At 70.4% G+C, this 16572-nt stretch carries 4 protein-coding genes and 1 pseudogene; all 5 read right to left on the bottom strand.

Annotated elements, in window-relative coordinates:
* The coding region (locus SMIR_RS45100) for a condensation domain-containing protein (RefSeq protein WP_422664536.1) at positions 1-212 on the bottom strand (212 nt) is incomplete at its 3' end.
* Positions 213-476: 264 nt separating this feature from the next.
* Positions 477-6661 (bottom strand): annotated as a pseudogene (locus tag SMIR_RS40545) (non-ribosomal peptide synthetase); the annotation flags it as partial.
* A 53-nt stretch (positions 6662-6714) separates the two neighbouring features.
* Positions 6715-9270: a non-ribosomal peptide synthetase gene (locus SMIR_RS40535; protein WP_283959581.1), complete on the bottom strand. Its 2556-nt coding sequence runs from the start codon at positions 9268-9270 to the stop codon at positions 6715-6717.
* Positions 9222-9941, bottom strand: coding sequence for a condensation domain-containing protein (locus SMIR_RS44480; RefSeq protein WP_212728241.1), 720 nt, complete (start codon positions 9939-9941; stop codon positions 9222-9224). The genes SMIR_RS40535 and SMIR_RS44480 overlap by 49 nt, the downstream gene beginning before the upstream one ends.
* A complete protein-coding gene (locus SMIR_RS40525; protein ID WP_212728240.1) occupies positions 9938-16567 on the bottom strand; it encodes a non-ribosomal peptide synthetase in 6630 nt (2209 codons plus the stop codon). Before SMIR_RS40525 ends, SMIR_RS44480 begins: the two co-directional genes overlap by 4 nt.
* Positions 16568-16572: the final 5 nt, after the last annotated feature.

Here is a 16572-nt window from a genome sequence, read left to right as displayed (position 1 = left end):
GGCAGCACCACCTCCACCACCGGCAGCACCGCACGACGCCACACCACCTGAACCGGCTCGGCCAACCCCTCCCACACCACAGCCGTCCGATAAATGTCATGCCGATCCACAACCCGCTGCAACGCCCCCACGAACGCATCCAGCCGCGCCCGCGAATCGAACTCCAACACCACCGGCATCACATACGCATCATCACCACCCCCACCCGCCATCAGATGGTGAAACAGCAACCCCTCCTGCAACGGCGCCAGCGGATACACATCAGCCACGTTCACCGCCCCACCCGGCACCGACGCCACAACCCGCTCGATCTCCCCCTCATCCAGATCCACCAACGGCAACATCACCGGCGTGATCCGCTCCACACCCTCCGGAATCCCACGCTCCGGCACCACCACCCGCTCCGGACCCACCACACCCGCCAGACCCGCCACCGTCGGCGTCTCGAACAACGCCCGCACCGGAACCGACACACCCCGAACCCGCAGCCACTCCACCAACCGCACCGTCAACAGCGAATGACCACCCAAAGCAAAGAAATCGTCATCCACCCCCACCGACTCCACACCCAACACCTCCGCGAAACCAGCGCAGAGAATCTCCTCACGGGTGTTGGCAGGGCCCCGGCCACTCCCGGTGCGATACGCGGGAGCCGGGAGCGCCGCGCGGTCGAGTTTGCCGTTCACCGTCAGCGGGAGGGTGTCCAGCACCACGGTCGTGGAGGGGACCATGTACTCCGGCAGCCGCCCGGCCGTGAACTCCCGCACAGATGCGGTCAGTTCGCTGTCGGTCTCGTCTCCGGCGGGGACCACGTACGCCACCAGACGCCTATCACCCGGGACATCCTCACGGACCACCACCGCGGCCTGCGCCACCCCCGGATGCACCTCCACGACACTGAGCACCTCACCCGGCTCGATCCGGAAACCACGGATCTTCACCTGATCGTCCGCACGCCCCGCGAACACCAACTCGCCGTCCACCGTCCACCGCACCCGGTCACCCGTGCGATACATCCGCCCACCCACACCACCGAACGGACACGCCACAAACCGCTCACCCGTCAACCCCGGCCGGCCCACGTACCCCCGCGCAAGCCCCGCACCCGCGATGTACAGCTCGCCGGCGACCCCGGCCGGAACAGGGGACAGCGTGTCGTCGAGGACGTAGAGGCGGGTGTTGGCGATGGGCCTGCCGAACGAGATCGGGCCTTCTCGGGTCGGGTCGACCGGGCCGGCCGCGACCATGACGGTGGCCTCGGTCGGTCCGTAGGTGTTGACCAGCCGACGGCCCTCGGCCCAGGTCTCGGCCGTTCTGGCGCTGATGGCCTCGGCGCCGACGATCAGGGTGCGTACAGGAGCGAGGTCGGCGGGCGTCAGCACACCGAGCAGTGAGGGAACCACACTGGTCACGCGTACGTCCGCGGACCGGACCAGGGCACGGAGCAGCGAGGGCTCGGTCCGCTCCTCCGGGCGGGCCACGACCAGGCGGGCGCCCGAGGAAAGGGACACGGCGAGGTCGAGTACGGAGGCGTCGAAGCTGAACGACGCGAACTGCAGTACGCCCACTCCGGGGCCGGCCTGGAACTGGGGTGCGAGTGCGGATACGGCGTTGGCCAACGAGCCGTGGGTGACCGCCGCGCCCTTGGGGCGTCCGGTAGAGCCGGAGGTGTAGATCACGTAGGCCAGCTGTGCCGGTGTCAGGCTGGTTTCCGGGGCGGTAGTGAGTGCCGCGGCCAGTCGGGCCCGGGTGTCGGGGGCGTCGAGGACGAGCGTGGGCACGTCCTCGGGCACGGCCGTGCGGACGGCTGTCGAGGTGACGGCGCTGACGGCGCCCACGTCGGCGAGGACGAACGCGATGCGGTCGGCGGGCAGCTGTGGGTCCACGGGGACGTAGGCGGCGCCGGACTTCCAGACGGCGAGGATCGCGACCACCATCTCGATTCCACGCGGCAGACAGAGCGCCACGACGGACTCGGGCCCGGCGCCGGTCTCACGCAGGAGGTGGGCCAGCCGATTCGCCCGGGTGTCGAGGTCGGCGTACGCGATCTCGATGCCGTCGAAGACGAGAGCGGTCTCGTCCGGTGTGCGGGCCGCCTGCGCGGCGAACTGCTCGGGCACCGTTGCGGCGGGGACGGCGGCCTCGGTGTCGTTCCAGTCGCTGAGCAGCCGACGCCGCTCGTCCGCGTCGAGCACGGAGAGTTCGGTGAGATGGCGTTCGGGGTCGGCCGTCAGTGTCCGCAGAAGCCGTGTCCAGCGCCGCGCGACGCGCTCGACCGTGGCGCGGTCGAACAGGTCTGCGGTGCCGATGAGTTGACCGTGCAGACCGGTCGGCCGGCCGGCCTCGTCGAAGGTCTCTCCGATACTCACGTCCAGGTCGAACCTCGCCGGGGCGAGACCCCCGGCCGTCTCGACGGGTGTGCCCTTGGCCCGGGCGCCGGGCAGGCTCAGGGTCGCCCGTGCGATGTTCTGCACGGTGAGCATCACCTGGAACAGGGGGTGGCGGGAGAGGGAACGGGCCGGAGCCAGTTCCCCGACCAGCCGCTCGAACGGCACGTCCTGGTGTTCGAATCCGGCCAGACTGGTCTCCCTCACCTGGCGCAGCACCTCTGCGAAGGTCGGGTCACCGGACAGGTCGGCGCGCACGACCAGGGTGTTGACGAAGAAGCCGACCAGGTCGTCCAGTGCCTCGTCGGTGCGCCCGGCCACCGCCACACCGACGGGGATGTCGGAGCCGGCGCCCAGCCGGGACAGCAGCACGGCCAGCGCGGCCTGCAGCACCATGTAGAGGGTGACGCCCTGCGTCCGGGCGACATCTGCCAGAGCGCGGTGCAGGTCGGCTGAGAGTTCGAAGGGCACCGTGTGGCCCCGGTAGCTGGCCGTCACCGGGCGCGAGCGGTCGAAGGGGAGTTCCAGCTCCTCGGGTACGCCGGCCAGTGCCGCACGCCAGTAGGCGACCTGACGCGAGATCAGGCTCTTGGGATCCGCCTCGTCACCGAGGAGTTCCCGCTGCCACATCGCATAGTCGGCGTACTGCACCGGCAACGGCACCCACTGCGGCGCCCGACCCTCACAACGCGCCGCATACGCCACGGAGATGTCCCGCCCCAACGGCCCCATCGACCAGCCGTCACCAGCGATGTGATGCACGACCACGACCAGCACATGCTCCTCGGCCCCCACCGAGAACAACCACGCCCGAACCGGCACCTCCACCGCCAGATCGAACGCATACCGCGTCGCCGCACCAACCGCCTCGGCCAGCCCCTCCTCACCTACCTCCGCCCACTCCAACCCCCACTCCAACGCCTCCACATCCACAATCCGCTGATACGGCTCCCCCTCAGCCACCCCGATGACCGTACGCAGCACCTCATGCCGCCCCAGCACATCCCGCAACGCCGCATCCAACGCGACACGATCCACCCCACCGGACAACCGCACCACCACCGGCAGGTTGTAGACCGGACTCGGACCCTCCAACTGCCCCAGGAACCACAACCGACGCTGCGCGAACGAGACCGGCACCCGGTCCGGACGTGCGCCGGCGACCAGGGCGGCCCGGGCGCGCCTGCCGTCCCCGAGCCGTTCGGCGAGGCCCGCCGGGGTCGGGGTCTCGAACAGGGTGCGCAGGGGGAGTTCGACGCCCAGTACGGAGCGGATGCGGCTGATCAGGCGCACCGCGAGCAGGGAGTGGCCGCCGAGGGTGAAGAAGTCGTCGTCCATGCCCACCGCTTCCAGGCCGAGCACCTGGGCGAACGCCCCGCACAGCAGTTGCTCGCGGAGGCTGGACGGCTGTCGGCCGGTGCCCGCGCCGGTGGTGTACTCGGGGGCGGGCAGCGCCTTGCGGTCCAGCTTGCCGTTGGGGGTCAGCGGCAGTGTGTCCAGTTCCAGGACCGCGGAAGGCACCATGTGTTCCGGCAGCCGGCCGGTGATGAACTCGCGGACCTCGGCGGCCGTGTCCCGGCCCTTCTGGTCCGGAGTGGGTACGACGTACGCGACCAGGCGTTTGTCTCCGGGGACGTCCTCGCGGGCGACCACCGCGGCCGACGCCACATGCGGGTGCGCGGCCACGGCGGACTGGACCTCAGCCGGCTCGATGCGGAAGCCGCGGATCTTCACCTGATCGTCGGCGCGGCCCATGAACACCAGCAGGCCGTCCGCGATCCAGCGCACCTGGTCACCGGTACGGTACATCCGCCGACCGTCCTCGAACGGGCAGGCGACGAAGCGCTCTCCGGTCAGTGCGGGGCGGCCGAGGTAGCCGCGGGCCAGTCCCGCGCCCGCGAGGTAGAGTTCGCCGGCGACTCCGGCCGGCACGGGGCACAGCTGGGCGTCGAGGACGTAGGCACGGGTGTTGTCCATCGCCCGGCCCATGGGGAGGACGTCGGACACCGGGCCGCCCGTCGCAAACTGTGTGGCGCACAGGGTGATCTCGGTCGGCCCGTAGAGGTGTCGTACCTCGGTTCCCGGGCAGGCCCCCAGAATGCGTCGTACGGCCTCGGCCGGCACGACGTCGCCGCCGGTCAGGATCTCCTGGACCCCCGCAAGGCATCCCGGGTCCTCCTGGGCCAGTACCCGCAGCAGGCCCGCTGTGGCGTGCACATGGGTCAGGCCGTGGGCGGCGATCAGTCCGCGCAGACCCGCCGCGTCCATCTCGCGCTCGGGCGCGACGACCACGCGGCCGCCGGCACACAGGGGTCCCCAGATCTCGTACGTGGAGGCGTCGAAGACGTGCGGGGCGTGGAACAGCACCCGTGAGGTGCGGGAGAGACCCCAGCCCCGGTCCAGCACCAGGGCGGCGACATCGCCCTGGGTGGCCACCACGCCCTTGGGCACGCCGGTCGAGCCGGAGGTGTAGATGATGTACGCCGGGTGTCCGGGCAGCAGCGGACGGATGCGGTCGGCGTCCGTGACGGTCCGCTGGTCCACCGCCGGCTGCCCGGCGGACAGTTCCGCATCCACGATGACGACCGGCAGGCCCGCCGGTACCGCCGTCGCGGCGGTCTGCGACGACAGCACGCAGACAGCACCGGCGTCGGCGAGCATGTAAGCGATGCGGTCCGCCGGATACCCGGGGTCGACCGGCAGATACGCCGCTCCTGCCTTCAGCACGCCCAGCAGGGCCACCAGCAGATCGGCGCTGCGCTCCATCAGTACGCCGACCACCGATTCGGGTCCCACCCCACGGCCGATCAGCAGCCGCGCCAGCCGGTCGGCCCGTGCATCGAGTTCGGCGTACGACAGCTCCGCACGGTCGCAGACGACAGCGATCGCGCCCGGGGTGGCAGCCACCTGCGCCGCGAACACCTCCGGCACGGTCGTGGCCGCGACGTCCACCGCCGTGTCGTTCCACTCCGTCAGCAGCAGACGCCGCTCACCCGGGTCCAGGATGTCCACGCCGCCCACCGTGACGTCCAGGTCGCCGACGAAGGCGGAGATGACCCGGACGAGGCGGTCGGTGATGTGCCGCACCGACTCGGGGTCGAACAGGTCCAGGGCGCCGGTCAGTTCACCGCGCAGCCCGGCGGGCCGCCCCTCGGCGTCGAAGACCTCGCCCATCATGAGGTCGAGGTCGAACTTGGACACCGCGGGGGCGGCCGGACCCAGGCCCCTGGCCTGGGCTCCCGCCAGGTCCAGGGCGGCGCGGCCGGTGTTCTGCAGCGTCAGCATGACCTGGAACAGGGGGTGGCGGGAGAGGGAGCGGGCCGGGGCCAGCTCCTCGACCAGCCGCTCGAACGGCACGTCCTGGTGCGCGAGCGCGGCCAGGCCGGTCTCCTTCACCTGGGCGAGCACCTGCGCCAGTGCCGGGTCGCCGGACAGGTCGGTGCGCATGACCAGGGTGTTGACGAAGAAGCCGACCAGGTCGTCCAGTGCCTCGTCGGTGCGCCCGGCCACCGCCACACCGACGGGGATGTCGGAGCCGGCGCCCAGCCGGGACAGCAGCACGGCCAGCGCGGCCTGCAGCACCACGAAGAGGGTCACGCCCTGCGTCCGGGCGACATCTGCCAGAGCGCGGTGCAGGTCGGCTGAGAGTTCGAAGGGCACCGTGTGGCCCCGGTAGCTGGCCGTCACCGGGCGCGAGCGGTCGAAGGGGAGTTCCAGCTCCTCGGGTACGCCGGCCAGTGCCGCACGCCAGTAGGCGACCTGACGCGAGATCAGGCTCTTGGGATCCGCCTCGTCACCGAGGAGTTCCCGCTGCCACATCGCATAGTCGGCGTACTGCACCGGCAACGGCACCCACTGCGGCGCCCGACCCTCACAACGCGCCGCATACGCCACGGAGATGTCCCGCCCCAACGGCCCCATCGACCAGCCGTCACCAGCGATGTGATGCACGACCACGACCAGCACATGCTCCTCGCCCCCACCGAGAACAACCACGCCCGAACCGGCACCTCCACCGCCAGATCGAACGCATACCGCGTCGCCGCACCAACCGCCTCGGCCAGCCCCTCCTCACCTACCTCAGCCCACTCCAACCCCCACTCCAACGCCTCCACATCCACAATCCGCTGATACGGCTCCCCCTCAGCCACCCCGATGACCGTACGCAGCACCTCATGCCGCCCCAGCACATCCCGCAACGCCGCATCCAACGCGACACGATCCACCCCACCGGACAACCGCACCACCACCGGCAGGTTGTAGACCGGACTCGGACCCTCCAACTGCCCCAGGAACCACAACCGACGCTGCGCGAACGAGACCGGAATCATCGAGGACCTTCCTGCTTGCGCATCGGCCGCAGTGCGGGCCGGGCTGTCTTCTGGTTTCCTAGCTGACGGGCGAGCTGTGCCACCGTCGGTGCTTCGAACAGCACTCGGATCGGCATCTCCACGCCGAACACCGCGCGTACGCGGCTGGTCACGCGGTTGGCGAGCAGGGAGTGCCCGCCGAGGTCGAAGAAGTCGTCGTCCACGCCCACCTGATCCAGTTGGAGGATCTCGGCGAACGCGGCACAGAGAATCCGTTCCCGCTCCGTGGCGGGAGGCCGGCCGGTGCCGGCGGTCCGTGCATGGTCCGGGGCGGGCAGCGCTGCGCGGTCGAGCTTGCCGTTCACGGTCAGCGGCAGCGCGTTCAACGGCACGACCGCGGAAGGCACCATGTACTCCGGCAGGCGAGCGGCCACGAATTCCCGCACGGAGACGGCGAGTTCGGTGTTCCCGACCCCTGGAGCGACGACGTAGGCGACGAGTCGGAGGTCGCCCGGGATGTCCTCACGTGCGGCGACCGCGGCCTGGGCCACCCGGGGGTGCGCGGCCACCGCGGCCTGCACCTCACCCGGCTCGATCCGGAACCCGCGGATCTTCACCTGATCGTCCGCACGGCCCGCGAACTCCAGCCGGCCGTCGGTGGTCCACCGTACCCGGTCGCCCGTGCGGTACATCCGATCGCCCGGCGCGCCGAACGGGCACGCCACGAATCGTTCCGCGGTCAGTCCGTGCCGGCCGGCGTATCCGCGGGCCAGTCCACGCCCTGCGATGTACAGGTCGGCGACCACTCCGACCGGCACCGGCTGCATCCTGCCGTCGAGCACGTACACCTGGGTGTTCGTCAGCGGCCGCCCGATGGACGGGGTGTCCAGCGCGACCGGGGCCGACCTGCCGCCCAGGTGTGCGGCCGTGGACCAGATGGTCGTCTCCGTGGGCCCGTAGAGGTTGGTCACGTCCGCGAACTCCCGCATGGTGCGGGCCAGCGGCGCAGGTAGCGACTCGCCGCCCACCAGCGCCCGTACGAGGGAGGGCGCGGCGGCGGGCAGGTCCGCGACGACAGCACGCCACAGCGACGGGGTGGCCTGCATGATCGTCGCGCCGCAGCGACGGGCGAGGGCGACGAGTTCGGCCGCGTCGACCACGGAGCTGCGCGGAGCGAGCACGACGCGCGCTCCACGCACGAGTGGGAGATAGAGTTCGAGGGCGGCGATGTCGAAGGAGACCGTGGTGACGGCCAGCCAGACGTCCCGCCGGTCGAGCGGGAACCGCGCGTCCATGTCGGCCAGGAAGTTGCAGAGACTCGCGTGCTCGACGACGACGCCCTTCGGGCGACCGGTGGAACCCGATGTGTAGATCACGTAGGCGGGGTTCCGTGCCACCGCCCCTCCTCGGCCGCCGCCGGCCGCGGCCGAGGGCGGCTCCTCGTCCGGCCCGGCCAGTTCCGCGCGTACGACGGGATCGTCCAGTGCCACGGCCCGCACACACGACGGGAGGAGCGGTGCGAATGACGAGTGCGTCACCGCGCAGCCGGCACCGGAGTCCTCGAGAAGGTAGGCGACACGGTCGGCCGGACAGGCAGGATCCACCGGCAGGTAGGCGCCACCGGCCTTCCACACCCCGAGCAGCGTCACCACCAGGTCCACCGACCGCTCCATGAGCACCGCTACCATGCTCTCGGCTCCGACGCCCAGGGACGTCAGATGCCGCGCAAGCCGGTTCGCCCGTGACTCCAGCTCCGCGTAGGTGAGACGGGTGCCCTCGCATTCCACGGCGATCGCAGAGGGAGTGCGCGCCGCCTGGTCCGCGATCCGATCCGGGACCGTCGACGCGATGGGCTGGGCCGCGGTGTCGTTCCACCCGGTGAGGATCCGTAACCGCTCGGTGGGACCCAGGATGTCGACGCAGCTGAGCGGAAGGTCCAGGTCGCCGGCGAACGCATCCAGCACGCGCCGCCAGCACTCGGCGATCCGCTCGACCGACGCACGCTCGAAGAGGGCCGCCGATCCGGTCAGCCAGCCGCACAGTCCGGCGGGCCGACCAGCCTCGTCATAGGTCTCGCCGACGCCCGCCTCGAGGTCGTACGGCGTCATGACCGGGTCGGCGGCCGTCTCGACCGGCGCCTCGAACCGCAGGCCAGGCATGCCTAACTCGGTGGGTCCGTTGTCCAGTTGCGTGAGCATGACCTGGAACAGGGGGTGCCGGGAGAGGGACCGGGCCGGGGCCAGCTCCTCGACCAGCCGCTCGAACGGCACCTCCTGGTGCGCGAGCGCGGCGCTGTTCCGCTCCGCGACCCGGGTGAGGAGGAGCGCGAGCGTGGGGTCACCGGACAGATCGGTGCGGACCACGAGGGTGTTGGCGAGGCACCCGACCATGTCTTCCAGGCTTCGGTCGCCGCGGCGGGAGACCGTCGTCCCGATCGGGACGTCCGTGCCCGCGCCGAGCCGGGACAGCAGCGCGGCGAACGACGCCCGGAGCACGGTGCCGACCGGGACCTGCCGCTCCAGGGCTACCTCCGCCAGACGCCGGTGCAGCGCGGCGGGTGTCCGGAACGGCACACGGTGACCCCGCCGGTCCGCGCCGGCGGGGCGGGGCCGGTCCGTGGGCAACACCAGCTCCTCCGGACACCGGCCAGGGCGTCGCGCCAGTACCTCACCTGCCGGGACAGCGGGCTCTGCGGGTCGTGCGCGGTGCCGAGCAGCTCGCGTTGCCGCAGCAGGTGATCGGGGTACCGGACCGGCAGCGGCTCCCAGACGGGAGTGTTTCCTGCGGAGCGGGCGCCGTACGCCGTCACGACGTCCCGTACGAAGGGCCGCGCGGACCAGCCGTCCCACGCGATGCGGTGCACCACCACCAGCAGGACGTGCCGTTCCGGTGCCATGGCGAAAAGCCAGGCCCGGACCGGCACGTCGGTCGCGAGGTCGAAGACACATGCCGTGGCTGTCTCGATCGCCTTGGGCAGCTCGCTCTCGGAGACTTCCGTCTCCTCCAGCTCCCACCGCAGCTCCTCCATGTCCCGGACGAGCTGGTACGGCGTCTCGTTCTCGACGGGGAACACCGTGCGAAGCGCCTCGTGCCGTGCCAGGACGTCGCGCAGGGCCGCGTTGAGCGCGCTACGGTCCACCGCACCCGGCAGGCGGATCGCCACGGGGTTGTTGTAGGTCGGGCTGGGTCCCTCCAGCCCGCTCATGAACCACAGCCGCTGCTGTGCGGGAGACAGGGGAATCATCGGGTCTCCTCCTGCCGGCGCATCGGCCGCAGTACGGGCCTGGGTGGTTCGTCCTCGTCCATATGCGCGGCGAGCCGGTCGGCGATCGCCGCCACGTTCGGCGTCTGGAACAGGGTGCGCAGGGGGAGTTCGACGCCGAGGACGGAACGGATCCGGCTGATCAGACGCACCGCGAGCAGCGAATGCCCGCCCAGCGCGAAGAAGTCGTCCTCCACCCCGACCGACTCCACACCCAGCACCTGAGCGAACGCCTCACACAGGATGCGCTCCTGCTCCGTCACCGGAGCACGGCCCGCACCGGTGCCGGTGCCGGTGGTGTAGTCGGGGGCGGGCAGGGCGCGGTGGTCCAGCTTGCCGTTCGCCGTCACCGGCAGTACCTCCAGCGTGACCACGGCGGAGGGAACCATGTACTCCGGCAACCGGGCCGCAGCCCACTCCCGCACCCCGGCCGGATCCACCTCCTGCCCACCACCACCGTCGGCGACGACATAGGCGACCAGACGCACCTCACCCGGAACATCCTCACGCGCGACCACCACAGCCTGCACAACCCCCGGATGCCCGGCCACCACCGCCCCCACCTCACCCGGCTCGATCCGGAAACCACGGATCTTCACCTGGTCATCCGCACGCCCGACGAACACCAACTCACCATCCGCCGTCCACCGCACCCGGTCACCCGTGCGATACATCCGCTCACCCACACCACCGAACGGACACGCCACAAACCGCTCACCCGTCAACCCCGGCCGGCCCCCATACCCCCGCGCCAACTGCACACCAGCCAGATACAACTCACCCACCACACCCACAGCCACCGGCCGCAGACGATCATCCAGCACATACGTGCGGGTATTGGCAACCGGAACACCGATCGGCACCACCACACCCGACTCCCCCGGCAGACACACATGCCAGGTCACATCCACCGACGCCTCCGTCGGCCCATACAAGTTCCACAACCCCACCCCACCCAGAACAGAGCGGAAACGATCCCTCGTCACACCCGGCAAAGCCTCACCACTACACACCACCCGCCGCAACCCCACACACTCCGCAGCAGACGGCTCCAGCAAAAACGCCTCCAGCATCGACGGCACAAAATGCACCGTCCCCACCCGCTCCGCCACAATCAACGACGCCAGATACCCCGGATCCCGATGCCCACCCGGCCGCGCCACCACCAACACCCCACCCACCAACAACGGCCAGAACAACTCCCACACCGACACATCAAAACCAAACGGCGTCTTATGCAAAACCCGCTCACCCGGCTCCAGACCAAACCGGGACTGCATCCACACCAACCGGTTCACAATCCCCGCATGCGACACCACCACACCCTTCGGCCGCCCCGTCGAACCCGACGTATAAATCACATACGCCGGATGCGACGACACCACACCCACCACCGGCTCCGACGCCTCCAGACCGGCCAGCACACCCACCACACCCGGATCATCCACCACCACAGCCGACACACCCCGCGGCAACACCCCCACCGTCCCCCGCGCAGCAATCACCACAACCGGACCCGCATCCCCCAGCACGAAAGCCACCCGCTCCGCCGGCAACTCCGGATCCACCGGCAAATACGCCGCCCCCGCCTTCAGCACACCCCACAAAGCCACCACCAGATCGACACCACGCTCCATACACACCGCAACCACCGACTCCGGCCCCACACCACGACCGACCAACAACCGCGCCAACCGATTCGCCCGCGCATCGAGTTCGGCGTACGACACCTCCACGCCATCAGCCACCACAGCCACGGAACCAGGGGTACGTGCCACCTGCGCCCCAAACAACTCCGGCAACGACCCCACCGACACACCAACAGCCGTGTCATTCCACCCCGACACCACACGACCCAACTCAACCGCATCAAGAACATCAACGTCACTGAGCCGGAGACTGGCATCTCGGGCGAACGCCTCGAGGCAGCGCGTCCACCGTTCCGCGATGCTCTGGACGGTGGCCAGGTCGAAGAGGTCGGCCGCACCGATGAGTTGGCCGCGCAGTCCGGCGGGGCTTCCGTCGGAGTCGAAGGATTCGCCGACGAAGATGTCCAGGTCGAACTTGGCCGCCGACGCTCCGGTGGTCGAGACCGGCGCGCCCGCGTCCGTCCGTAGGCCCGGCAGTTCCTGTGCTTCTCCGCCGGTGTGCTGCATGACGAGAAGGACCTGGTGCAGCGGGTTGCGTGACAGGGAGCGAGCAGGGGCCAGCTTTTCCACCAGTCCCTCGAAGGGGATGTCCTGGTGGGCGAACGCCGCCAGGCCGGCTTCGCGTACGCGGACGAGGAGTTGGGCCAGGGTCGGGTCGCCGGACAGGTCGGTGCGCACGACAAGGGTGTTGACGAAGAAGCCGACCAGGTCGTCAAGCCCCTCGTCGGTGCGTCCGGCCGTGGAGACTCCGACGGGTATGTCGGTACCGGCGCCGAGCCGGGACAGCAGCACCGCGAGCCCGGCCTGCAGCAGCATGTACAGGGTCACTCCCTGCGCACGAGCCACCTCGGTGAGGCGCCGGTGGAGATCCGCGGATATCTGCAGGGGCACCCCGTGTCCGACATGGCTCGCGACCGCGGGGCGGGGGCGGTCCGCGGGGAGTTCCAGTTCCTCGGGCGCGCCGGCCAGTGCCTCGCTCCAGTACGCGACCTGTTGGGACAGCAGGCTGTCCGGGTCGTCCTCGTCTCCCAGGAGTTCACGCTGCCACAGGGCGTAGTCCGCGTACTGCACGGGCAACGGCTCCCACTCCGGCGCCCGGTCCTGGAGCCGAGCCGTGTACGCCGCCGAGAGGTCCCGGGCGAGCGGGCCGCCCGACCAGCCGTCCCACGCGATGTGGTGGATCACCAGGACGAGGACGTGTTCGTCCGGGCCGGTGGTGAACAGCCGGGCCTTGACGGGGATTTCGGTGGCCAGGTCGAAGGCGTACCGGGTTGCCTCGGCGACCACCTCGGACAGGTCACCCTTCGTGACGTCGGCTGTCTCGAGTTGCCATGTCAGGTCGTCCATCGCCCGCACGTGCTGGTACGGCTCGCCGTCGGCGACCGCGAACGTCGTCCGCAGCACCTCGTGCCGGCCGAGTACGTCCCGCAGCGCCGAATCCAGAGCTGTCCGGTCCAGCTGACCGGTCAGGCGGAGGACGACCGAGCTGTTGTAGACCGCGTTGGCACCCTCGAGCTGGCTGATGAACCAGAGCCGTTGCTGGGCGAAGGACAGCGGCACGCGCTCCGGTCGCTCCTTGAGGGCCAGTGGGACCCGCGCACGGGCCGCACTGCTGAGTCGCGCCGCCAGCCCCGCGGGGGTGGGTACCTCGAACACGCTACGCAGGGGCAGTTCGACGCCCAGCAGGGTCCGGATCCGGCTGACGAGGCGTACGGCCAGCAGTGAGTGCCCACCGAGCGCGAAGAAGTCGTCGTCCATGGCCACCGACTCCACGCCCAGCACGTGTGCGAAGGCCGCGCACAACAGCTCTTCGCGCAGGTCGGCCGGTGCTCTGCCGGCTCGGTCACCGGCGGTGTAGTCGGGGGCGGGCAGGGCCCGGCGGTCCAGCTTGCCGTTGGCGGTCAGCGGCAGTGCGTCCAGTTCCACCACGGCGGAGGGGACCAGGTGGTCCGGCAACCGCTCGGCCACGAACTGCCGTATCGAGGGGGCGAGTCCGCTGTCCCCGGTGTTGTGGGGGACGACGTAGGCGACGAGACGCCGGTCGCCGGTGGAGTCCTCGCGGGCGATCACGGCGGCGTGGGCCACTGCCGGGTGGGCGGCGACCACGGCCTGCACCTCACCCGGTTCGATGCGGAAGCCGCGGACCTTCACCTGTTCATCCAGGCGTCCGAGATACTCCAGTTGCCCGTCCTTGGTCCACCGGACGAGGTCGCCGGTGCGGTACATGCGTCGGGCGGGTCCGCCGAAGGGGTTCGCCACGAAGCGTTCCGCCGTCAGCCCGGGGCGCCGCAGATAGCCGCGCGCGAGTCCGGCACCGGCGAGGTACAGCTCTCCGGCCACCCCCGGGGGGACCAGCGAGAGACGCGTGTCGAGGACGTACGCCTGGGCGTTGGATATCGGCCGGCCGATCGGCGGCGTGCCGACGGTGTCGGTGCCGGCGTCGGCGTACCAGGCCGAGCAGTAGACCGTCGCCTCGGTGGGACCGTAGATGTTGGCGATCCTCACCTGGGGAAAGGTCGCTCGTACGGCGTCCAGTGTCTCCCTGCCGAGGGCCTCGCCGGCCAGTGCCACGGTCCGTGGCCGCATGTCCAGACCGCCGCTCAGGACCTGGGTGAGCGCGGAGGGCACCCCGCTGATCAGGCTGACCCGCTCAGGGGTGCGTTCGGCCAGTGTCAGGAGGTCCTGGACGATCTCGATGCTGCCGCCGGACATCAGCGGGGCGAACACCTCGAAGACCGAGACATCGAAGTTCAAAGACGTGGAGGCCAGGACCCGGGATAGTTCCTCGGCGCTGAACTCGGCGGAAGCCCAGGAGAGCAGGGCCACCACGGACCGGTGTTCGACGAGCACCCCCTTGGGGCGCCCTGTGGAGCCGGAGGTGTAGATGACGTACGCCGGATGCGCCGGGGTCAGGGGCGCCGACCGCTCGTCGTCCCGCAGCGGGCCGGATGCCAGACCGGCCAGGGCGCCGGTGGTCTCGGGTGAGTCGAGGACGACGAGATGGGCGGACGAGGGCGGCACCGTGTCCGCGGTCGTCGTCAAGGCGAGCACGGCCAAGGGCGAGGCGTCGCCGATCAGGAACGCTGTGCGGTCGGCCGGGTAGGCGGGGTCGAGCGGCAGGTACGCCCCGCCGGCCTTCAGCACGGCGAACAGCGCCACCAGCACATCGATGCCGCGCTCCATGCACACCGCGACCACCGACTCCGGTCCCACCCCATGGCTGATCAACAACCGCGCCAGCCGGTTCGCGCGTGCGTCGAGTTCGGCGTACGACACCTCCGCGCCGTCGGCCACGACGGCCACGGTGCCGGGGGTGCGTGCCACCTGTGCCGCGAAGAGGTGGGGAACCGTCGTCGGTGGCACGTCGGCGGCCGTGTCGTTCCACTGGGTCAGCACTCTGTCCAGCTCTTGCGAGCCGAGGACCGGCAGCTCGTCGAGAGACGTGTCCGGTCCGTCGGCCGGTTCGTCCTCCAGGGCAGCCACCAGGTTCTCCACCGTGGTGTGCACCAGCGCGCACACCGCGTGCGGGTCGATGGGGGCGACCGCGTCGACGGTCAGCCACAGGTCGTCTCCGAAGTCGTCGACGGACACCATGAGCGGGTAGTTGGTGCGCTCCCGCATGTACAGGGTCGTCACGCCCTCGATTCCGGCTCCGTCGGTGCGCCCGCCGCCTTCGTCGGTGTCGTGATCCGTCAGGTCGTCGTCGGGGCCGCTGTTGTGGCGGTAGTTGAACAGGGAGGTGAACAGGGGCGTGTTGCCCGGCACTCCGCTGGCCTGCTGGGCCAGCGCGAGGGGAGCGTGCTCGTGCTCCAACAGCTCAGCGAGCTGCGCCCGCATCCCCGACACCGCGGCCCGGACACCCGCCCCGTCCACCCGCACCCGAACCGGCAACGTGTTGATGAACAGTCCGGCGGCCTGGTCGGCGCCCGCGCCCGCGTTCATCCGCCCGAACAGCACCGTGCCGAACACCACGTCGTCCCCGCCCGCCACCGACGCCAGCACCCTCGCCCACGCCACATGCAGCACCGTCGCCGGACTTGCCCCCACCTTCCGCGCCACCGAACGCAGACGTCCGGTGATCTGCTCCTGGACAGGGATCTGCGCGCGGACGGCGTCGGTACCGTCACCGTGCACGTCGGTCAGGCCGTAGGGGGCTGTGGGTTCGGTGACGTCGCTCAGCAGCCGGGTGAAGTACCGCTCATGCTCCTCACGCGCCACACCACCACGCGCCTGCGCCACAAAGTCCCGGAACGGCAGCGGCTCCGCCAGTCCCCTGGCGCGACCGGTGAGGAATGCCCGGATCTCGGCGAGGAGCACGTCCATAGCGGTGTGGTCCCGCACCATCTGATGGATGCGCAGAACGGCGAACCACCGGCTTCCGCCCTCGGGGTCCGGGGCGATGTGCAGCCCCATGAGCGGCGCCCGGCCCAGGTCCATGGCGGACCCGCCGAGGCCCAGCATCCCCTCGACGGGGTCCGCTCCCGCCGACAGCTCCACCTCCTCGACCGGCAGCTCCGCATGACGCCACACGACCTGCACCGGCTCGGTCAGGCCCTCCCAGACCACAGCGGTCCGATAGATGTCGTGCCGGTCCACGACCTGCTGCAACGCCGTGACGAAAGTGTCCAGCCGCATCCGCGAGTCGAACTCCAACACCACCGGCATCACGTACACGTCGCGCTCGCCGGCGTCTGCCATCAAGTGATGGAAGAGCACGCCCTCTTGGAGCGGCGCCAGTGGGTAGACGTCGGCGATGTTGGCCGCCCCGCCCGGCACGGCCGCGACGATCCGCTCGATCTCCGCCGCTTCCAGATTCACCAGGGGCAGCATGTCCGGGGTGATCTCCCGCGCCCCGTCCGGGATCCCGTTCTCCGGTACCACCACCCGCTCGGGCACCGCAGCACCCGCCAGGCCCTCCACCGTCGGTGTCTCGAACAGCGCCCGCACCGACACGGACACCCCAC

This window comes from Streptomyces mirabilis (assembly GCF_018310535.1).
Lineage (GTDB): Bacteria > Actinomycetota > Actinomycetes > Streptomycetales > Streptomycetaceae > Streptomyces.
The sequence above is the reverse complement of the archived record's forward strand: the minus strand, read 5'-3'. Positions and strand labels throughout refer to the sequence as shown.